The organism is Amycolatopsis sp. YIM 10 (assembly GCF_009429145.1).
Classification (GTDB): domain Bacteria; phylum Actinomycetota; class Actinomycetes; order Mycobacteriales; family Pseudonocardiaceae; genus Amycolatopsis.
Genome location: NZ_CP045480.1, coordinates 3,240,784 through 3,260,341, shown reverse-complemented (window position 1 = coordinate 3,260,341; position 19,558 = coordinate 3,240,784). Strand labels below are relative to the sequence as shown.

At 69.9% G+C, this 19,558-nt stretch carries 19 protein-coding genes; 8 read left to right on the top strand and 11 right to left on the bottom strand.

Going from position 1 to position 19,558, the window contains the following annotated elements; translation table 11 throughout:
* Positions 1-3: 3 nt before the first annotated feature.
* The 3 genes from YIM_RS15950 to YIM_RS15940 form a co-directional block, all read right to left on the bottom strand.
* The gene (locus YIM_RS15950; RefSeq protein WP_153031100.1) at positions 4-489 is read right to left on the bottom strand and encodes a DinB family protein; all 486 of its coding nucleotides are present in this window, start codon (positions 487-489) and stop codon (positions 4-6) included.
* A 100-nt stretch (positions 490-589) separates the two neighbouring features.
* Positions 590-1,651, bottom strand: coding sequence for an ACR3 family arsenite efflux transporter (gene arsB, locus YIM_RS15945; RefSeq protein WP_153031099.1), 1,062 nt, complete (start codon positions 1,649-1,651; stop codon positions 590-592).
* Entirely contained in the window at positions 1,642-1,962 is a 321-nt protein-coding gene (locus tag YIM_RS15940; RefSeq protein WP_228004768.1) for a helix-turn-helix transcriptional regulator, read from the bottom strand. Before YIM_RS15940 ends, arsB begins: the two co-directional genes overlap by 10 nt.
* Before the next feature lie 56 nt (positions 1,963-2,018).
* On the opposite strand from YIM_RS15940, the gene YIM_RS15935 reads away from it, so the two are divergent.
* The 7 genes from YIM_RS15935 (at position 2,019) to YIM_RS15905 (ending at position 10,219) form a co-directional block, all read left to right on the top strand.
* On the top strand, positions 2,019-2,420 hold the full coding sequence (locus YIM_RS15935; RefSeq protein WP_153031098.1) for an arsenate reductase ArsC: 402 nt from the start codon (positions 2,019-2,021) through the stop codon (positions 2,418-2,420).
* Positions 2,421-2,493: 73 nt separating this feature from the next.
* Positions 2,494-3,480: an oxidoreductase gene (locus tag YIM_RS15930; protein WP_153031097.1), complete on the top strand. Its 987-nt coding sequence runs from the start codon at positions 2,494-2,496 to the stop codon at positions 3,478-3,480.
* A 284-nt stretch (positions 3,481-3,764) separates the two neighbouring features.
* Complete coding sequence (locus YIM_RS15925) at positions 3,765-4,550, top strand: thioesterase II family protein (RefSeq protein ID WP_153031096.1); 786 nt, start codon at positions 3,765-3,767, stop codon at positions 4,548-4,550.
* Positions 4,543-6,300, top strand: coding sequence for a non-ribosomal peptide synthetase (locus YIM_RS15920; RefSeq protein ID WP_153031095.1), 1,758 nt, complete (start codon positions 4,543-4,545; stop codon positions 6,298-6,300). The genes YIM_RS15925 and YIM_RS15920 overlap by 8 nt, the downstream gene beginning before the upstream one ends.
* On the top strand, positions 6,297-7,661 hold the full coding sequence (locus tag YIM_RS15915) for a tryptophan 7-halogenase (protein ID WP_153031094.1): 1,365 nt from the start codon (positions 6,297-6,299) through the stop codon (positions 7,659-7,661). Before YIM_RS15920 ends, YIM_RS15915 begins: the two co-directional genes overlap by 4 nt.
* Positions 7,654-8,820, top strand: coding sequence for a cation:proton antiporter (locus tag YIM_RS15910; RefSeq protein WP_153031093.1), 1,167 nt, complete (start codon positions 7,654-7,656; stop codon positions 8,818-8,820). The genes YIM_RS15915 and YIM_RS15910 overlap by 8 nt, the downstream gene beginning before the upstream one ends.
* A 1-nt stretch (position 8,821) precedes the next feature.
* Positions 8,822-10,219 carry a tryptophanase gene (locus tag YIM_RS15905; protein ID WP_153031092.1) on the top strand — a complete coding sequence of 466 codons (1,398 nt, stop codon included), beginning with the start codon at positions 8,822-8,824 and terminating at the stop codon, positions 10,217-10,219.
* Here YIM_RS15905 and YIM_RS15900 read toward each other — a convergent pair.
* From YIM_RS15900 to YIM_RS15880, 5 genes are all read right to left on the bottom strand, one after another.
* A complete protein-coding gene (locus YIM_RS15900) occupies positions 10,216-10,542 on the bottom strand; it encodes a DUF4333 domain-containing protein (RefSeq protein ID WP_153031091.1) in 327 nt (108 codons plus the stop codon). The genes YIM_RS15905 and YIM_RS15900 overlap by 4 nt on opposite strands.
* 83 nt (positions 10,543-10,625) lie before the next feature.
* Entirely contained in the window at positions 10,626-11,294 is a 669-nt protein-coding gene (locus tag YIM_RS15895) for a response regulator transcription factor (protein ID WP_153031090.1), read from the bottom strand.
* Positions 11,279-12,385 (bottom strand): hypothetical protein, encoded by a 1,107-nt coding sequence (locus tag YIM_RS15890; RefSeq protein ID WP_153031089.1) that lies wholly within the window; start codon positions 12,383-12,385, stop codon positions 11,279-11,281. The genes YIM_RS15895 and YIM_RS15890 overlap by 16 nt, the downstream gene beginning before the upstream one ends.
* Positions 12,382-13,425 (bottom strand): sensor histidine kinase, encoded by a 1,044-nt coding sequence (locus YIM_RS15885; protein ID WP_153031088.1) that lies wholly within the window; start codon positions 13,423-13,425, stop codon positions 12,382-12,384. The genes YIM_RS15890 and YIM_RS15885 overlap by 4 nt, the downstream gene beginning before the upstream one ends.
* A 164-nt stretch (positions 13,426-13,589) precedes the next feature.
* Positions 13,590-14,357: a FadR/GntR family transcriptional regulator gene (locus tag YIM_RS15880; RefSeq protein WP_228004767.1), complete on the bottom strand. Its 768-nt coding sequence runs from the start codon at positions 14,355-14,357 to the stop codon at positions 13,590-13,592.
* 203 nt (positions 14,358-14,560) lie between these two features.
* Here YIM_RS15880 and YIM_RS15875 point away from each other — a divergent pair, with 203 nt between their 5' ends.
* Positions 14,561-15,118, top strand: coding sequence for a DJ-1/PfpI family protein (locus YIM_RS15875; protein ID WP_153031087.1), 558 nt, complete (start codon positions 14,561-14,563; stop codon positions 15,116-15,118).
* A gap of 4 nt (positions 15,119-15,122) precedes the next feature.
* On the opposite strand, the gene YIM_RS15870 is transcribed toward YIM_RS15875, so the two are convergent.
* The 3 genes from YIM_RS15870 to YIM_RS15860 are packed head-to-tail and all read right to left on the bottom strand — an operon-like array spanning position 15,123 to position 19,544.
* Positions 15,123-16,370 carry a cellulose binding domain-containing protein gene (locus YIM_RS15870; protein WP_153031086.1) on the bottom strand — a complete coding sequence of 416 codons (1,248 nt, stop codon included), beginning with the start codon at positions 16,368-16,370 and terminating at the stop codon, positions 15,123-15,125.
* 43 nt (positions 16,371-16,413) lie between these two features.
* Positions 16,414-17,934 (bottom strand): non-reducing end alpha-L-arabinofuranosidase family hydrolase, encoded by a 1,521-nt coding sequence (locus tag YIM_RS15865; RefSeq protein ID WP_153031085.1) that lies wholly within the window; start codon positions 17,932-17,934, stop codon positions 16,414-16,416.
* Positions 17,935-17,963: 29 nt separating this feature from the next.
* On the bottom strand, positions 17,964-19,544 hold the full coding sequence (locus tag YIM_RS15860) for a glycoside hydrolase 43 family protein (protein WP_153031084.1): 1,581 nt from the start codon (positions 19,542-19,544) through the stop codon (positions 17,964-17,966).
* Positions 19,545-19,558: the final 14 nt, after the last annotated feature.

Here is a 19,558-nt window from a genome sequence, read left to right as displayed (position 1 = left end):
CGGTCACTTCGGGTTCAGGATCTGCTCGCGCAGGATCTCCGCGTGCCCGCAGTGCTGGGCGAACTCGCGCAGCACGTGGAGGTAGACCCAGCGCAGGGGCAGCGGACCACGCCGGTTGCCGCGGACCACGTCGTCGAGTTCCAGCGACGCCGCGGCACGGCGTGAGTTCTCGCAGGCTTCGCGGTGCGCCTGCTGAAGCGAGGCAATGGTGTCGCCGTCGTCGAGAATGAACGATTCGTCCGGTGTGGACGGAATGCCGATCTCCGCGCGGGACCGGCAGGTGATGGCTTCGTCGAACCAGACCTTCTCCACGAAGATCGCGTGCTTCACCAAGCCGAGCAAGGTGGTCCGCGACGCCACCAGCGACCGCCGGGCCTGCTCCTCGGTCAGCCCGTCCAAGCAACTGTTGAGCGCCGCGCGGTGCTCGTCGAGGAACACCTCGAACTGGACTCGGGCAGGCTGGCCGATGGCGTCCTCTACGGGAGACATGGGCGAAGCATTTCACACCGCGCGGTGGTCTCCGGCACCGTCCGGCCAGGCCCCGATGCCCCTCCCCGTTGCTCGGCAACGTGCGGGCAGCGGCAAGGCGTCAGGTGGTCCAGCGTCGACGCAGCCAGAGGCTCACGTAGACCAAGGCAACCAGCACCGGCACTTCGATGAGTGGTCCGACGACTCCGGCCAGTGCCTGCCCGGAGGTCACCCCGAAGACACCGATGGCCACGGCGATGGCGAGTTCGAAGTTGTTGCCCGCCGCGGTGAAGGCCAAGGTGGTGGTGCGCTCGTAGGTCAACCCGGCCGCTCTACCCAGTGCGTACGAACCCGCCCACATGACGGCGAAGTACACGAGCAGCGGCAGCGCGATGCGGGCGACGTCCAGCGGCTGCGAGGTGATGGTTTCGCCCTGCAGCGCGAAAAGCACGACGATGGTGAACAGCAGGCCGTACAGCGCGACCGGGCCGATGCGCGGCAGGAACCTGCCTTCGTACCAGGTGCGCCCGCGCGCCTTCTCGCCGAAGCGGCGGGTCAGGTAACCGGCCAGCAGCGGGATGCCGAGGAAAACCACGACGTTGAGCACGATCTCCCAGAACGAGAACGCGACGGCTTCGCCTCCCAGGCCGAGCCAGCCGGGCAGCAGATCCAGGTAGAACCAGCCGAGCACACCGAACATGAGCACCTGGAACACCGAGTTCAGCGCGACCAGCACGGCCGCCGCCTCCCGGTCGCCGCAGGCTAGGTCGTTCCAGATGATCACCATGGCGATGCAGCGCGCGAGGCCGACGATGATCAGCCCGGTGCGGTACTCGGGCAGGTCCGGCAGCAGCAGCCAGGCCAGCGCGAACATCAGCGCGGGCCCGATGAGCCAGTTCAGCACCAGCGAGAGCACCAGGGTCCGGCGGTCGCGGGTGACGGTGTCGAGGCGGTCGTAGCGGACCTTGGCCAGCACCGGGTACATCATCAGCAGCAGCCCGAGCGCGATCGGCAGCGAGATACTGCCGACCTTCACCGACTCCAGCGCACCCTGCAGACCGGGGACCACACTGCCGAGCAGCAGTCCGGCGCCCATCGCCACGATGATCCACACCGGCAGGAAGCGGTCCAGAAAGGACAGTTCGCGGAGCACGTCCGGCTCGGCGGTGCGGGTCACGGGCAGGCCCTCTTGTTCTCGACGTTGGCTTCAGCGGTCTCGGCGAGCGAGGTGAACGCGGCGCCGAGCGTGCGCAGCACCGACGGCTGCAACGTGTAGTAGGTGTAGCGACCGCACGGCTCGGTGGTGACCAGCCCGGCGTCGCGCAGCAGCCGCAGGTGGTTGGACACGTTGGTCTGGCTCGCGCCGGTCTCCTCCACCAGGTGCGTGGTGCACAGCGTTTCGCGGGCGAGCAGGCCGATGATCCGGGCGCGCAGCGGGTCGGCCACCAGGCGCAGCAACTCCACCGGCAACACATCAGCGGGTACTGACATCATGGCGGGATGATATCAGGTTAGACTGATGCCGCCGTGCCGACCCGAGGAGGAGTTCCATGTCCACCAGGCCCGAAGTGTTGTTCGTCTGCGTGCACAACGCCGGGCGGTCGCAGATGGCCGCGGCACTGTTGCGGCACCACTCCCTTGGCCGGGTCGTGGTGCGCTCGGCGGGGTCCGAGCCCGCGGAGAAGGTCAACCCCGCGGCCGCCCAGGCGCTGGCCGAGTGGGGGCTGGACATCACCGCCGAGGTCCCGGTGAAACTGGCCACCGAGGACGTCGAAGCCTCGGACGTGGTGATCACCATGGGCTGCGGCGACACCTGCCCGGTCTTCCCCGGCAAGCGGTACCTGGACTGGCAACTCGACGACCCGGCCGGCCGGCCGGTCGACGCGGTACGCCCCATCCGCGACGAGATCGACCGTCGGGTCCGCACGCTTCTCGCCGAACTGCTCGACTAAGCCTGGGCACTGCCCCATCCGCTGTCAGCGAATCCGCCTGGCCGCCTGGTGATCTCGGTGCTTGTGTGTCGGTATGGAGATCCTGGTTCTGGGCGGAACGGCATGGGTGGCTCGGGAGCTGTCGCGGCTGGCGATCGAACGCGGCCATCGGGTGACCTGCCTCGCGCGTGGTGAGAGCGGCGAAGTCGCGGACGGAGCGACACTGGTCGCCGCCGACCGGCGTGATTCGTCGGCGTACGAGTCTCTGCTCGGCCGCACGTGGGACGCGGTCGTCGAGGTGTCGTGGCAACCGGGTTTCGTTCGTGGCGCGCTCGACGCGCTGGGCGACAGGGCCGGGCACTGGGTGTACGTCTCATCCGGCAACGCCTACGCCTCCCACGCCACGCCGGGGGCGGACGAGTCCGCGCCCCTGCTCGCCCCGACCGACCGGAGCGAGGTCGATCGTGAGTTGTACGGCGAGGCGAAGGTCGCCTGCGAGCAGGCGTCGACAGCCGCGGTGGGCGACCGCCTCCTCATCGCGCGAGCCGGGCTCATCGGCGGCCCGGGCGATCACAGCGGGCGCTCCGGCTACTGGGTCGCCCGCGCCGCACGCGATCCGCGCGGGCCGCTGCTGGTGCCCGACACACCGACCCTGCCGACCCAGGTGGTCGACGTGCGGGACCTGACCGCCTGGCTGCTCGACGCCGCGGAGACGGGAACCACCGGCACCTGCAACGCGGTCGGCCCGGTCGTTCCGTTCGGGGAGTGGATCGAGCTGTGCCGCGCCATTGGCGGGCACACCGGTCCGGTGGTCACCGCCGAACCGGCGTGGCTGCTCGCCAACGGCGTTGCCCAGTACATGGGAGCCGAATCGCTGCCGATGTGGCTGATCGAGCCCGGCTGGGAAGGATGGTCGACCCGGGACGGGTCCGCGGCGCGTGCCGCGGGGCTGCGTCACCGGCCCCGGGCGGAGATGCTGGCCGACACACTGCGGTGGGAACGCGAGCAGGGACTGGGCCGGGAAAGGCGCGCGGGCCTCAGCGCACCGCGCGAGCGGGAGTTGCTCGACGCCATCGGCTGACGGTCCCGGACAAATGGATTCACCTTTACCGCGACCAAAACCGGAAACGGATTCTCCTTAGCCCGCCACACACTCCCCCGCCGGGGTGAGTTCCGGCCGGAATACCCGGCAACCTGGGCTTCGCTACCAAAACGTTACCCCAAACGGACCAGTCGAGTCGTATCTTTCGGACTAACAACCACGATCAACAATCCGGCGCACCCGGCCTGGTTCTCCATTTTCATGGCCGATACCGGCGGCACGTGTGCGCATTTTCCCCACATTCTCGCGCGGAGGATTCCGCCATGGCACCTGCCATCCTCGCTCTGTCCAACCTGGACTCGACAACCGACGACCGCCGCTACCTGTGCCTGCCACCGGCCGGTGGATCCCTTGGCACGCTTCGTGATCTGGCCGCGGCCGCACCCGGCGGCGCGGTGTGGGGCGTGGAGTACCCGGGGCGTGGCTGCCGGATCGCCGAGCCGTTGCCCGGTTCGCTGGAGGAACTCGCCGAGCGGATCACGCGGGAGCTGACCGGTCTTTTCCCACCTCACGACCTCGCGCGAACGGTGCTGGTCGGATTCAGCATGGGTGCCTTCGTCGCACTGGAACTGGCCCAGCGAATACCCGCCTGGTGCGGCACGGCGCCCGCCGCCCTGGTGGTGGTCGGCGCCGTCGCGCCGCAACGGCGGGACCCGGGCAAATACGCGCTGACCGACGCCGCGGCACTCGGCAGGCTGTTGCACCGCGACGGCCTGACCCCGGTGTTCGGTTACCGCCGGAACCCGGAGGTTTGGGCGTACGCGATCGACCTGCTCCGCCGCGATCTGCGGTTGGTGAGCGCGTATCGCGGGCCCGCGGCGCACTCGGTGCCGTGCCCGGTCGCCGCGCTCTGCGGGAGCGAGGATCCCGCCTGCCCCGCCGATGACGCGACCGAGGCGTGGCGTGGCTGGGCGTCCGGCGGGTTCGTCGCCGGAGTCGTGCCGGGCGGCCACCTCGGCGTGCTCGACACCGGACGGGAGCCGGGGTTCTGGGCCTGGCTCCGACGCGCCGAGCAGGCCGTCATCGACCCGGAGGTGGCCGATGCCTGAGCAACTGCTGTCCGTTGTCGACGGTCCCGCCCGGCGGCTGCCGCGAGTGACCTGGCGGGCGCTGTTCGAACGCCGGGCCGCGCTGAGCCCCGGGCGGATCGCGCTGGTGTCCGATCAGGACACTTGGACCTTCCGCGCACTCGACAGCTGGAGCAACCGGCTCGCCTGCCTGCTGCGCGAGGCGGGTGCCGCGCCGGGCACGGTGGTCGCGTGCGCGATGACCCGGTCCGCGCGAGCGGTGCTTGGCGTGCTCGCGGTCGCGAAGACCGGCGCGACCTATCTCCCACTGGACCCCGGCCTGCCCGAGGCACGGGTGACGACGATCCTCGCCGATGCCCGTCCGGCGGTGCTGCTGACCGACGTCGCGAGGTTCTCCCCTCGCGCGGACGTGACGCTCATCGGCGACGTCTGGCCGGCCGAACTGGCCCGGTACGACGAGCGCCCGCTCCCGGCCGGCGCCGCCGAGGATCCGGCGTACGTCATCTACACCTCCGGTTCCACCGGCCGTCCCAAAGGGGTCGTGGTCGGCAACCGGAGCTTGGTGAACCTCCACCACGAACTCGCCGCGCGCTTCTTCCCGCCCGGACGGGTGGTACAGCGGGTGGCCCACGGTCTTCCGTTCGCCTTCGACGCCTCGTGGAACCCGCTGCTGTGGATGCTCGGCGGGCACGAAGTGCACCTGGTACCGGACGAGGTGCGTGCCGATCCGGACCGCTACGTCGAGTTCGCCCGCGCGCACCGGCTCTCGGTGGTGGAGGCCGTGCCCGCGCACCTGACGGCGCTGCTCGAGGCCGGACTGCTCGACGGTCACGCCCGGCCGGAGTTGCTGATCATGGGCGGCGAGGCGGTCAGCCAGGAACTGTGGACCCGGCTCCGGGCGGCACCGGTGGCGGCGGTCAATCTCTACGGCCCGACGGAGTGCACCGTGTTCGCCACGGCCTGCGACCTGGCCGAGCACGGCACGCCCGCGATCGGGCGGCCCATCGGCAACACCCGCGTGCAGGTCGTCGACGCCGAACTGCGGCCGGTGCCGCTGGGCGAGCCCGGCGAGCTGCTGATCAGCGGAGCCGGGCTGGCGCGCGAATACCTGGGCAGGCCGGAGCTGACCGGCGAACGGTTCGTGACCTCGGAACGGCGTGCCTACCGGACCGGCGACCTCGGCCGTTGCCTGCCCGGTGGGCGCTTGGAATGGCTGGGACGGCTCGACGAGCAGGTCAAGATCAGCGGGTACCGGGTCGAACCGGGTGAGGCCGAGCACGCCCTGCTCGCCCAGCCGGGGGTGCGGCAGGCGGCGGTCGTGGCCGACGGCGACGGAGCACATCGGCGGCTGGTCGCCTACGTGGTGCTCAGCCACGGCACCGGAACCGAACTGCACGAACGGCTTCGGCGGCTGCTCCCGGACTACCTGGTGCCCGCCGCCGTGATCCCGCTCGAGACGCTGCCGCTGGGACCCAACGGCAAGATCGACCGCGCCGCGCTGCCGGTGCCCGCCGAGGACCGGTCACGGCCGCTGACCCCGGCCGAGGAACTGGTCGCGGCGGCCTTCCGGAAGGTGCTCGGCGTCGAAGAAGTCACCGCGCGCAGCGATTTCTTCACCCTGGGCGGGCACAGCCTGTCCGCCGCCGCGCTCGCCGGGCACCTGCGGGCGCTGGGCGCACCGTGTTCCCTGCGTGACGTCCTGCTCCGCCCGCTCGTCGCGCAGCTCGCCGAACTCGTGCCCGGCGGAGAGGAAGGACGGGTGGCCACGTGAACGACCACGACGTGATCGTCGTCGGCGGCGGGCCGGGCGGTTCGACGGTCGCCGGGCTCACCGCCGCCGAGGGGCACCGCGTGCTCCTGCTCGACCAGGAAACCTTTCCCCGGTACCAGATCGGCGAGTCGCTGCTGCCCGCCACCGTGCACGGGATCTGCGCGCTGCTCGGCCTGCGGGAGGAGATCGAGCGGGCCGGATTCGTCCGCAAGCGCGGCGGCACGTTCAGGTGGGGCGCCAATCCCGAGCCGTGGACGTTCACCTTCGCCGCCTCCGAGCGGATGGCCGGGCCGACCTCGTACGCCTACCAGGTCGAGCGCACCCGCTTCGACACCATGCTGCTGGACAACGCCGCCCGGCTCGGCGCCGACGTCCGGCAGGGACACCGCGCACTCGGCACGGTCCGCGAGGACGGCCGGATCAGCGGTGTCCGATACCTCGACGCCGCCGGACGGGAACAGCTGGCCACCGCGCGGTTCGTGGTGGACGCCTCCGGTCACCGCAGCCGCCTGCACCATGCGGTGGGCGGCAGGCGCGAATACTCGCCGCACTTCCGCAACCTCGCGCTGTTCGGCTACTTCCTCGACGGGCACCGGATGCCCGAACCCGACTCGGGCAACATTCTCTGCGCCGCGTTCGACGACGGCTGGTTCTGGTACATCCCGCTGTCCGCGCGGCTGACCAGTGTCGGCGCCGTGGTCAAACGGGAAGCGGCGGCGAAGGTGCAGGGCGATCCCGAAGCCGCGTACGCCGCGTTGATCGCCGAATGCCCGCTGGTCAAGGAATTCCTCCGCGACGCGCGCAGGGCGGACGAGCCGCCCTACGACCGGCTCCGCGTGCGCAAGGACTACTCCTACGACCGGACGGTCCTGTGGTGCCCCGGCCTGGTTCTGGTCGGCGACGCCGCGTGCTTCATCGACCCGGTGTTCTCCTCCGGCGTGCACCTGGCCACCTACAGCGCGCTGCTGGCCGCCAGGTCGATCAACAGCACCCTGGCCGGAACGGTCGGCGAGGACCGCTGCTTCGCCGAGTTCGAAGCCCGCTACCGCCGCGAATTCGCACTGTTCCGGGATTTCCTCATGTCCTTCTACGAAATGCGGGCCGACGAACACACCTACTTCCGCAGCGCTCAGCGAATCACCCACCACAGTGGAACCGCGGACGCGGCGTTCGCCGGCCTGGTCGGCGGAGTGTCCTCAACGGACTTCTCCGGCAAGCTGCTCGGCGAAGTGCTCGCGGAGGGCGCGCAGTTGCAGTTGCGCGGCCTGCTCGGTGAAGCCGCGGGCATCGAACCGCCGATGTTCCCCGGCGGACTCGTGCCGACCCCCGGCGGCCGTCGCTGGCAGGTCCCGGATGTCTGACCTCGCGATGGTGCTCGCCGCGCTGGCTGTCCTGTTGGGACTGGCGCGGCTCTTCGGCTCGGCCGCCACCAGGCTGGGGCAGCCCGCGGTCATCGGCGAACTCGTGTGCGGGCTCCTGATCGGACTCGCGCTCGCGGCCGGGCCGGAGCCGAGCCTCGCGGTCGGCACGACCCTCGACGCGATCGCCCAGCTGGGCTTGATCCTGTTCCTGTTCTGCGTCGGTGTCCGGCTCGCCCCGTCGATCACCCGGCGCGGTGCCGGAGCGGCGCTGGTGCCCGCGCTCGGCGCCGCCGTCGTCCCGTTCCTCCTCGGCGCGTTGCTCGCGCTGTGGCTCGCCCCGCGCCACGCACCCGCGGGCACAGTGCCGTTCATCGTGTTCACCGCGGCGGCCATGGCGGTGACCGCTTTCCCAGTGCTCGCCCGGATTCTCGCCGAACGCGGCATGCTCGGCGAAGCCGCCGGGCAGCACGCGCTCAGCGCCGCCGCGCTCACCGACGTCGCCGCCTGGACGGTGCTCGCCGTGGTCGCCGCGTCACTGGACCACCGCGCCCCGTTGTGGCCCTTGGCCCTGATCGTCCCGGTCCTGCTGGCACTGCTCGTTCTCACCCGGCCGTGGTTCGAGCCCTGGATGGCGAGGCAGTCGCGGCAGACGACACGCACGGTCATGGTCGTCCTCGCCTGCGCGGGGGCGGGCGCGACCGACGCCATCGGCCTCCACGCCGCCTTCGGTGCCTTCCTGACCGGCGTCGCGGTCGGCCGGTCGCTCCCCCGGCTCGACCCCGCCGAACTGGTCACCCCACTGGGTTCCGCGCTGGTACCGCTGTACTTCGTGCTGATCGGGCGGACGATCGAACCGGGTGGCCTCGATCTCCTGCTGCTCGCCGAAACCGCGGTCGTGATCGCGGTCGCCGTGCTCGGGAAGTGCGGCGGCGCCTATCTCGGCGCGCGACTGGCCGGGCAGCCCCCGCCCGCGGCGGCGGTGTTCGCCGCCCTGATGAACACCAGGGGCGTCACCGAACTCGTGTTCCTCAGCATCGGGCTGAGCCTCGGTGTCATCGACAGCGCGATCTACACCGCGATGGTCGTGATGGCGCTGGTCACCACCGCGATGACCGGCCCGCTGCTGAACCGTCTCCGACAGCCGAACGAGGTGCACTGACATGAGCGGACATCCCGCGGAACCCTGGCGCGTGAAAATGGTCGAGCCGCTCCGGGCGACCACCAGGGAATATCGCGAACAAGCCATCCGCGCGGCGGGCTGGAACCCGTGCCTGCTCCGCTCCGAAGACGTCTATGTCGACTTGTTCACCGACTCCGGTACCAACGCGATGTCCGACCGGCAGTGGTCGGCGCTGATGCGCGGTGACGAGGCCTACGCCGGGGCGCGCAGCTTCTACGTGCTCGAAGAGGCCGTGCGCACCCACTACGGCTATGAGCACGTCATCCCGGTCCACCAGGGTCGCGGCGGGGAAAACATCCTGTCCCGCTGCCTGCTCCGGCCCGGCACCCACGTCGCGGGCAACATGTACTTCCCCAGCACGCGCGCCCACCAGGAACTCAACGGCGCGACCTTCCACGACGTGATCATCGACGAGGCCCACGACCCGGACGACGAGCACCCGTTCAAGGGCAACGTCGACCTCGGCAAGCTGAAGGTGCTGATCGACGCGGTCGGCGCCGGCACGATCCCGTACCTGTCGATCGCCGCGACCGTCAACATGGCCGGTGGGCAGCCGATCAGCGTGGCCAACCTGACCGAGGTCGCCGAACTGGCCCACCACCACGGAATCCCGGTGTTCCTCGACACCGCCCGCGCGGTGGAGAACGCGTGGTTCGTCAAGCAGCGCGAACCCGGCTGGGCGGACCGCTCGATCACCGACATCCTGCGTGCCCTGTGCGCCCCGACCGACGGCGCGGTGATGTCGGCGAAGAAGGACTCCCTCGCCAACATCGGCGGCTGGATCGGCCTGCGTGACCCCGAACTCGCCGAACAGGCACGCGGACTGGTCCTGCTCTACGAAGGCCTGCACACCTACGGCGGCATGGCCGGGCGGGACATGGAGGCCATCGCCCAGGGCATCACCGAATCCGTCGACGAGGACCACATCAGCGCGCGCATCGCGCAGGTCGAGTACCTCGGCCGTCGACTGCACACCGCGGGGGTGCCGATCATCCGGCCGGTCGGCGGCCACTGCGTCTGCGTCGACGCGACCGCCACCCTGCCGCACATCCCGCGCACCCAGTTCACCGCGCAGACCCTGGCCGCCGCCGTTTACCTCGACGCCGGGATCCGCGGTGTCGAACGCGGTGGCGTCTCCGCCGGGCGCGACCCGCGGACCGGCGAAAACCGCTTCCCGCCGCTGGAGTTCCTCCGCCTGGCCATCCCCCGCCGGGTGTACACCCAGAGCCACATCGACCTGGTCGCCGACAGCGTCATCCGGGTGCACCGGCACCGGGACCGCATCACCAGCGGACTGGCGTTCGCCTACGAACCGTCCCACCTGAGGTTCTTCCAAGCCCGCTTCGCCCCGGTCCGCGGCACCAGTATTTGGGACTAGGGCATCGGTTTGTTGTCCACTTGGACCTGGTAGCGGGCGTTGCCGTTGTCAACGGAGGTGACGGTGGCGGTGAGGCCGTACCGGACGGACGACGCGGTCAGCACGCAGCGCGTGCTCTGCCCGGCTTCGGCCTTCACCGAGTCCGGGCATTCCACGGAGTCCGGCCGCTGGCCGACGGATTTGTGCAGGGCGTCGGTGACACCCTGTTCGAGGGTGGCCTTCGCGATCGTCGGCTCGCCGGTGTTCACCGAGGCCGAGCAGCCGGTGAGCGCCAGTGCCGCGCAGGCCGCCGCGACGAACGCGACGGTGGTGGAACGGAACATCAAGTGGTTTCCTCCTCAAGGCATGCCGCCGGACCGTACCGCGAAAGCTCGTCCGGCGATGTCAGGCGAACACCCGACACCCTCTAAAGCACGGCCTCGTTCAGTTCGGCCAGCGTGATGACGCCGTCGTCGAGTGCGCGGGTGACGAGTTCGCTTTTGGTGCGGGCGGCGCGTCCGGCGTTGGCGTATTTGACGCGGACGCGGGCGATGTGGGTGTCGACGGTTTTGACGGTGATGTGGAGTTTGGCGGCGACGAGTTCTTTGGAGGAGGAGGCGAACCAGGCGCGGAGTACTTCGGTTTCGCGGGGTGAGAGGTGGGGGCGGTCGGGGGCGTCGTCGGCGGCGAGGGCGCCGGAGAGGGAGGGGGCGGTGTATCCGCGGCCGTGGGCGGCGGCGCGGATGGCGGGGACGAGGTGGTCTTGTCCTTCACGTTTGGTGAGGTATGCGAGGGCGCCGAGGTCGATGCATTTGATGGCGGTGGCGTTGTCGGCGTGCTGGGAGTACACGACGACGCGGCGTCCGCTGTCGACGAGGCGTCGTAGTTCGCCGAAGGCGGGTTTTCGGGGGACGAGTTCGAGGTCGAAGATGACGACGTCGGCGGTGGCGCCGTCGCCGGTCCAGACGGCGGCGAGGCGGTCTCCGGCGTCGATCAACTGGATGGGTGGGTCGGCTTGTTCGCACCAGTACCGCACTCCCGCGGCGATGGCCGCGTGATCGTCCACGATCACCGCCGTGATCAACTCGGCTCCCATCGTGCCTCCATCCAGACCGTGCCGTTGCCGTTGAAGGTCTCCACTCGCACGCCACCGGTGGCCGGTTCCGCGGTGACGTGCTCGTCGCAGTCGGCCACCACATTGACCGATACCAAGGTGTCGCTGCCCACCACGGTCACTCGCGCCCACGAGTCGGCTGTCGCGAGTGCGGTGAGCGCGGCGTCGGTGAGATCTCGCCGCACGGCCACCGGTGGTACGGGCCATTGTCCGCGCGCGTCCAGTTCGACCTCGACGCCTTTGCGGTCCGCGACGTCCGCGCAGTGGCGGAGTTCGTGCAGCAGCGGGTTTTCCACGGTGTCGGTCTCGGCGAACAGACGGCGCATCCTCGCCGCCTCGATCGCACAACCGCGTTGCACCTCGGGATCGGACGGGGCGAGCGAGCCGTCGGCGAGCCCTTCCAGCAATGGCACCGCCGTGCCCGCCAGCTCGGTGAACCGTTGCGTCCGGCGGGTGCGCGCGGCCGTCGCCACGGCTTCGGCGGTGCGCACCCGTTCCAGTTCCCGGGACGCCCTGGCCGCCTCCGCGCCCATCCGGCCGAGCACGACAACCACCACGGCCACGCACAACGGCAGGCCGAACACCGTCACCGTGGTGGTGGCGAGCCGCGCCAGCGTGGCCAGGTCCGCGTCGTGGAACACCAGCACGTTGGCCACCGCGAACAACTCGTTCGCCACCAGCACGACCAGCACCGTCCTGAACGGACTGTCGAACAGGACGACAACGAGCACCCAGCCCGCGCTCGCGAACAACCAGTCCGCGGTGGTCGAGATGCTGCCGTCCGGCAGGGTCAGGTGGGACAGCGCGGCGGCGCCGAACACCACGGCGACGGCCGGCCGTCGCAGCGCGCCCCACGGTCGCCGCCGTGCCACCAGCACCGCCTCGGTGGCCAGCACCGCGGTGAACGCGGCCATGGCGCCGAGCTGGGCCGACGGCACTTCGTAGTCGTCAAAGTGCCGCACCAGGTTCATCGTGCCGAGCACGTTGTTCGTCAGCGCGGCGAGGAACAGCGTGGCGATCCGCAGCCCGCGTTGCATCTTGATCCGGGTCTGCTCGTCGTCCGTCCCGCTCACGACGACCACACCAGCCGCACCACCGTGCCCGATCCTTCCGCGGAGGTGACCGTGGCCGCGCCACCGATCCGGTTCATCCGGCCGTGCACCGACTCCCGCAGCCCGCGCCGGGTGGCGGTGGCCCCGGTGACGGTGAATCCCCGGCCCTCGTCGGCGATCTCGACCCGCAGCGCGTCCGGATCACCGTGCAGCCGGACGGTCGCCCGGTCCGTCCCGGCGTGGCGGCGCACGTTGTTGAGGGCTTCCCGTGCCGCGCCGGCGATCGCGCTGGCCACGTCGAAGCGCAACGGCAACCGCTGCGGTGCGGTGAAGTCGACGGTGAGGTGCTCGGTGTCGAGACCCGCGCGCAGCAGGTCGACCAGGTCGGCCTGCTCGGTCGTTTTCCCGTCGTAGGACCGCAACTGGTCCAGATCGCGCCGGGCCTGCGGAGCCAGCCAGCTCGCGCCCGAGGGCACCTGCCCGGTGCCGACCATCAGCAGCGTGGTGGCCGCGGTGTCGTGCAGCGAGTTCGCCAGCTCACGTTCCTCGGCCCGTTCGGCCTCCGCCACCGCGGCCTCCCGGCGTGCCCGCTCGGCCTCGGCGGCCGTGCGGTCGGCCCGCTCGGCGGCACGGAAGACCAGCACCCACGCCGCCCTGGACCCCCCGGCCATCGCGATGGTCCACCCCGGTACCCCGTTCATGGTCAGGCCTGCCATGGCGAAGATGATGATCATCCCGGCGCTGACCACCACGGCCACCACGAAACCGGTCACCGCCGGGGTGTGCCACTGCCAGGTCACGCACGCGACGGTCACCAGCACCCGGAGCCAGTCGGAGTTCGACGTCGCCGCCGCGTCGGTCCAGAACACGCTCAGGCACAGCACCAGCAGGACCGCCCCGTCGACGACGGCCGGGGCCGTGCCGCCGCGACTCAGCCACCACCCGTACGCGCAAGTCCAGGCCACGGCGACCGCGACCATCACCGCGGTACCGGCGAATCCCGCCGGTGAAGCGCTCAGGAGGGCGACCACCGCGATCGGCGGCAGGATCGCGAGGCGCACCACAAAAACGAAGCGGCGGCCGAAGCCACGTAACAGTCGTACGGCTTCTCCAGCCACCCGTCACCTCAACTCGGTCGAACGCCGCCGCGTGAGGATACCGGCAATCCCGCTCGTCCAGGGCCGGTTTCCGGTGAGCTGGATCGCTCTTGCTCCCCTGTGGACAGTCAGCCGAAGAGACGGCGCTGGATCTCGTTCCGGTAGTCCTCGAGGGTGTTGTCCAGATGGGTGGCCGTGGCACCGGCCGCGGCGTCCGCGTCCCCGTCGCGGATGGCCCGCAGGATCGCCGCGTGTTCTTCGACCGCCTCGGCCGCGTGCCCGCCGACGGTGCCGTGCATGCCGATGATGTTGGACTGGCGTTGCAAACGACGCGCCTCACGCACCGCCGCGACGAGGAACTGGTTGTGCGAAGCGGCCGCGACCGCCAGATGGAACTCGTGGTCGCCGCGGTCGAACAAGGCCGCCTCGCCGGTCACGTGGCCCTGGCGGCAGGTGTCGGCCGCTGTCGCGATGGCCCGCAACTCCGCCGGGGTGGCATTAGCCGCCGCGAGACGACTCGCCGCGGTTTCCTGCACCCGGCGGAACTCGAACAACATGTACACGTGATCCAGGTCGGCGGGCAGGAAGAACCCGCCCCAGCGCGCCGAACCCAGCATCCCCTCGTCATCGGCGACGTAGAGGCCGCGTCCCTTCTGCGCTCGCACCCGCCCGATCGCCGACAAGATCTTCACCGCCTCACGCACCATGCTCCGGCTGGTGCCCAACTGGGCAGCAAGCTCGTTCTCGGTGGGCATCCGATCTCCCGGCCGCAGCCCGGTCTCGGCGATCAACCGCAGGATTCGCTCGGCCACCAGCTCGTAGCCGGGCCGGTAGGGCTCCTCGGTCAGCACTTCGGTCGTGCCGGGCGCGGCGTCATCTCCGTCGTCACGGGTCACCCCGGAAGCGTACGGCCGGTCCTGGTGCCACGGCCGGAGGACCGGATAACAAAGCCGTACCCCCGCGAGAATGAGTAGGACTCATTCCCCCGGCTGGACCTTGACCACCCTCGTGCGGCGCGGGATAGGGTTGCCGCGGCGGCTGGGAGCGCTCCCGCGAGCGGGGCCCCGATGTCCGGCTTTCGACGTGCGAGGAGTGAGTTATGGCCCGAGTGCTGATCCTGACCGGCGACGCCGCCGAGGAACTCGACTCGATGTACCCGGTCTTCCGCCTGCGCGAAGGCGGTCACGAGGCGATCGTGGCGGCTCCCACGCGACGCGCGGTGAAGCTGGTGGTCCACGACTTCGAGCCCGATTGTGACGCCTACACCGAAAAACCCGGCCACCTGCTGCCGGTGGACCTGGCCTTCAGCGAGGTGGACCCGGAGCAGTTCGACGCGCTCGTGATCCCCGGCGGGCGGGCCCCGGAGTACATCCGGACCGACCAGGACGTGGCCCGCATCGTCACGCACTTCTTCGACCGCGGCCTCCCGGTCGGCACGATCTGCCACGGCGCGCAGGTGCCCGCCGCGCTGGGCCTGCTGCGCGGCCGGACCACGTCGGCCTTCCCTCCCCTGAAGACCGACGTGGAGCTGGCGGGTGCGACCTTCGTCGACGCGCCCGACGTGGTGGACGGCGCCATGGTCTCCTGCCGTGGCTGGCCCGACCTGCCGGAATGGTCGCGCGCGTTCATGCAGGTGCTGGAGAAGTCCACCCGGTGACCGCTCAGGTGACCGTGCAGGCCGCTCCGTTGAGCGTGTACGCCGCCGGTTCACCACTGTCGCCGGTGTGCGTGGCCTGGAAGCCGATGCGGATCGACGCACCCGCCGCGATGCCGGGGTTGTACTCGGCATTCGTGGCGGTCACCTGCCCCGAGGTCGGGGAGTAACCGGCGCTCCAGCCCGACGTGATGGTCTGCCCGGCGGGCAGGGTGAAGGCCAGCGACCAGCTCTGCACCGGCGCGGTGCCGGTGTTGGTGATGGTGATCTCCGAGGTCAGCCCGTTGTTCCACGCGCTGACGGCGTTGGTCACCTGGCACGCTCCCGGCTGCGGGTTCGGGGTGCCGCCGCCCTGGAACTGGCTGAAGAACTTCCACACCTCGCCCGCCGTCCAGGTCTGCCAGCCTTCGCAGCCGCAGCCGTCGATGGGCCCTGGCGTGTGGCCGCCGTCGAACGCCGCCCACACCACCGGGTACCCGGCCTTGCAGCCGGAGTAGGCGGTGACGATGTGGCTCCGGCTGCCCTGCGCCGGTTCGGGTGGGTTCTGTGCCGTGCAACCGTTGTTCTTCACGAACCGGTCGCGCAGCGCGCGCCCCTGGGAAATGTTGAGCACCGTGTCGCCGAGCCCGTGGAGGCCCATGTACGCGACCGGCTGGGTCCCGCCGGAACAGCCGCTCAACTGGGCACCGGAGTAGACCGCGACCGCGCGGAAGACGTTCGGCCTGGCGCACGCCAGCGCGAAGCTCATCCCGCCGCCGTAGCTGAAGCCCAGTGCGAAGCGCTGCGTGGTCTCGACGCAGAGCGCGGCCTCGAGCTGCTTGATCATGTCGTCGGTGAAGGTCACGTCCTCACCGTTGGAGTTGGCCCAGCCGTTGCTGATTCCCTGCGGCGCGACGAAGATCGCGCTGTTGTTCGCCAGCCGCTGCTGGCCGTAGTAGGCCCAGTTCGCCCCGTCCGCGCCGCCGGAGTTGACGTCGTTCGCGGTGCCGCCCCACCAGTGGTAGCCGAAGATCAGCCGGTAGGGGTGGTTCCGGTCGTAGTTGTCCGGCAGCTTGAGGATGTAGTTGCGGCTCTTGCCTCCGCTCTGGATCGTATGGTTGCCGTTGCCCAGTGACGGGGCCTTACCGCACCCCGCGGTGGCCGCTGTCGTGCCGGCCTCCGCCGGCGTCGTGGCCGCGGCCGGTGTGGTGCCCATGGCCAGGAACAGCGATGCCGCGATCGCGGCAGGTCCCAGCCAGGACCGGTGTTTCACCATCACAACTCCTTGTATTCGTCCGAACATGGTGTGGCCGTCCGCATCAGCAGGTCGAGTTGGTCTGGGTGAGCAGGCCCATCCGCCACGGGAGCTTGATGTACTCCCCGCCCGAACCGGGGGCCATGCCCTGGTACACGTACTGCAGCCGGCACGGATTGATGGTCAGCGTCTGGTCGTTGTTCGCGCGGACCAGTTCCCCGTGGCTGATGTCGTTCGTCCACAGCCCACCCGGGAACGTGACGTTGTTCTTCCCGGCGAACGGCTTGCTCTCCGAAGCGGCGTGCGGGGTCCAGTTCCCGGTGAGGCTGCTGGAGGTGAACGACCGGAAGTAACGCCCGTTCGCCCCGATCGCCTCCTGGATCAGCAGATACTGGTCGGCACCGGCCACTTTGTACACGTTGGTCGCTTCGAACAACGCGAACTTGGCGTCCGACAGCACGATCTGGGTGTTGCCGAAGCCGTTGGGGAAGTTCGCCATGGTGGTCTGCGCGCGGTAGATGTGCCCGTTGTCGTCGCTGAAGAACAGGTAGCAGTTCGCCGAATCGCAGATGACCCAGAAGTCGATCCAGGTGCCGTCACCCTTGTTCTGGGTGACGATCGGCGGTTCCTGCGCGATGAACGTGCGCGGTGCCGACCACGAGCGCGGGTCGGCCGGGTTGGTGCTGGTCGAGTAGGTCGGCGGCGCGGTCTGGTAGACCAGGTACCACAGGTTCTGCGGGGCGAATTGGAACAACTGCGGTGCCGCGCGGTAACCGGGGCCGATCGCCGACGCGGTGTCCAAATAGGTGTGTGGCGCGGACGCGGCCTGCGACCAGTCGCCGAAGTTGTAGTTCACCAGTCCCCAGCCGGACGGGCTGGCCGTCGTCGCGTACACCAGCCACTGGTTGTTGTGCCGCACCACGGTGAAGTCCTTGACCGCCAGCGCGCCGGGGTGCTGCGCGTCCGGCTTCGGACCGGCCAGCACGCCGCTCGAGGACCACTGGAAGCTCGACGGCAGCGCCCCGCCGGGGTTGCCGGTGACCGGGACCAGCCGCCACTGCTGGTTGGCGCCGCCGTGGTCGGCGTACTGGACCACCCGGCCGCCGTCGGCGGTGGACCCGCCCTGGACCTCGACCGCCTTGCCGCTGTTGCGGTTGAGCAGGCGGACGTGGCCGTCCGGGGAGTCGGCCAGCCGGAACTGCTGGTTGGTGGTGTTGTTGTCGGTCCACTGCACGACGTTCGCGCCGTCGGCGGTGGAGAAGTTGTACACGTCCAGCACCTTGCCGGAGTGCCGCGCCTTGATCCGGTGGTTCCCGCCGCCGGAGTCCACGAACTGGAACTGCTGGTTGGTCCCGTCGGTGCGGCTCCACTGGTGCAGCTGCGCACCGTCCGTTGTGGACACACCGGACACGTCGAGTGCCTTGCCGCTGTTGCGGTTCACCAGCAGGTACCACGCGCTCGGGTCCACCGTCGCCGCCCCCGCCGCGGTGGCGCCGGTGCCGAGCAGCGCACCGGCCAGCAACGCCGTCACCGCGGCGAGCACCGCCGGGCGCCGTCTCCGGCGGGCCTTACCCGAGCCGAGCATGCGTTCTCCTTCTGGTGGGCACGCCCGGTTCACGGCGTGGTGAGTTCGAACCGCTGCAGGGTCACCGCGCCGCCGTGCGCCTGGGTGGCGTGGTTGAACACGGCGAACCGGTAGCCCATGAAGAACGTCCAGTTGTGGTTCATGGTGAAGCCCGGTCCGAACGGGGTGAAGTTCACGCCGTCGGTGCTGTAGGAGAACCGTGCCTGCCTGCCCGCGCCCGGGCGGATGTCGGCGTTGGCGCGCAACCAGATCCGGGTTCCGGCGAAGTCGGCGCCCGCCACCTCGGTGCCGGTGTTCGTGGTGTTCCAGTTGCTGTCCATGGTCAGGTTGTTGACCATCACCACGCGGTTGCGGCCGCCGTCGCGCTTGATCCCGATCCAGGCCGAGGAATCACGGAGCATGGCGAGCCCGGTGCGGTCGCCGTCCCGCATCGCGGACAGGTCGAGCGTCACCGTCGCCGTCGAACTCGGGCCCTGGATGCGGTGGGTCAGGGTGTTGCGGGCCGAATAGAGATCACCGGTGACCGTCGCGGTTTGCAGGCGCAGCCCGTTGCCGACGGTGTACTTCGAGGTGTCCGGATTGTGGTTCCACTCCCACTGCGGGCCGAGCGCGGTGCCGGTGAAGGTGTCCACGCCGATCATCGGCTTGACCGGGCGGGGCGTCAGGTTCGGGAAGGGATAGGTCGCACCCCACTTGCCGTTCACCGTCTGGAGCTTGGGCCAGCCGTCGGCGGTCCAGGTGATCGGCGCGAGCGCGGGCACCCGGCCGCCGGGATAGGCGTCGACGAAGGACAGGTAGTACCACTCACCGTTCTGCGTCTGCACCAGGCCACCCTGGTGCGGCACTCCCCCGCCGGGGATCGGGCCGGGCAGGTCGAGCAGCACCTGCCCGAGCGTGTACGGGCCGAACGGGTTGTTCGCCTTGAGGATGTACTGACCGTTCGCCGGGCGGGTCAGGAAGATGTAGTAGTTGCCGTTGCGCTTGTAGAACCGCGCGCCTTCGAGGGTGCCGATGTTCGACGGGGTGGAGAACACCTGCTGGGAGCGCACCTCGCTCTTCCCGTCCGGCGAGAGCTCCGCGACGCTGATGTTCGTGTTGCCGTAGGCGACGTACATCTTGTCGTTGTCGTCGATCAGCATGCCCGCGTCGTAGTAGCACTTGTTGATCGTGGCGTGCCGCTGCCACGGGCCTTCCACCGTCGACGCGGTGTAGAGGTGGGTGTTGGCGAAGTCGACGCACCCACCCCAGTAGAAGGTGTTGTTGCTCTTGCGGTGGTTGAACATCGACGCCCAGATCCCGCGCACGTAACCGCGTCCGCCGGACAGGTCGTACTTCGAGCCGAAGTCCAGCCGTGGCACCGAATGCCCGGCGAACTCCCAGTTCACCAGGTCATACGAGCGCAGGATCGGCGCACCCGGCGAGTAGTGCATGGTGGACGCCGAATAGTAGTAGGCGTCGTTCACCCTGATGATGTCGATGTCGGCGAAGTCCTGCCACAACACCGGATTGTTGAACGTGGCCTGTGCCCGCACGCTTTCCGCAGGCGCGGCGCTCACCAGCCCGGCGGCGGCGACCAGCACCGCGGCCACTGTCCACAGTCGACGGAGCATGACTACTCCTTCCC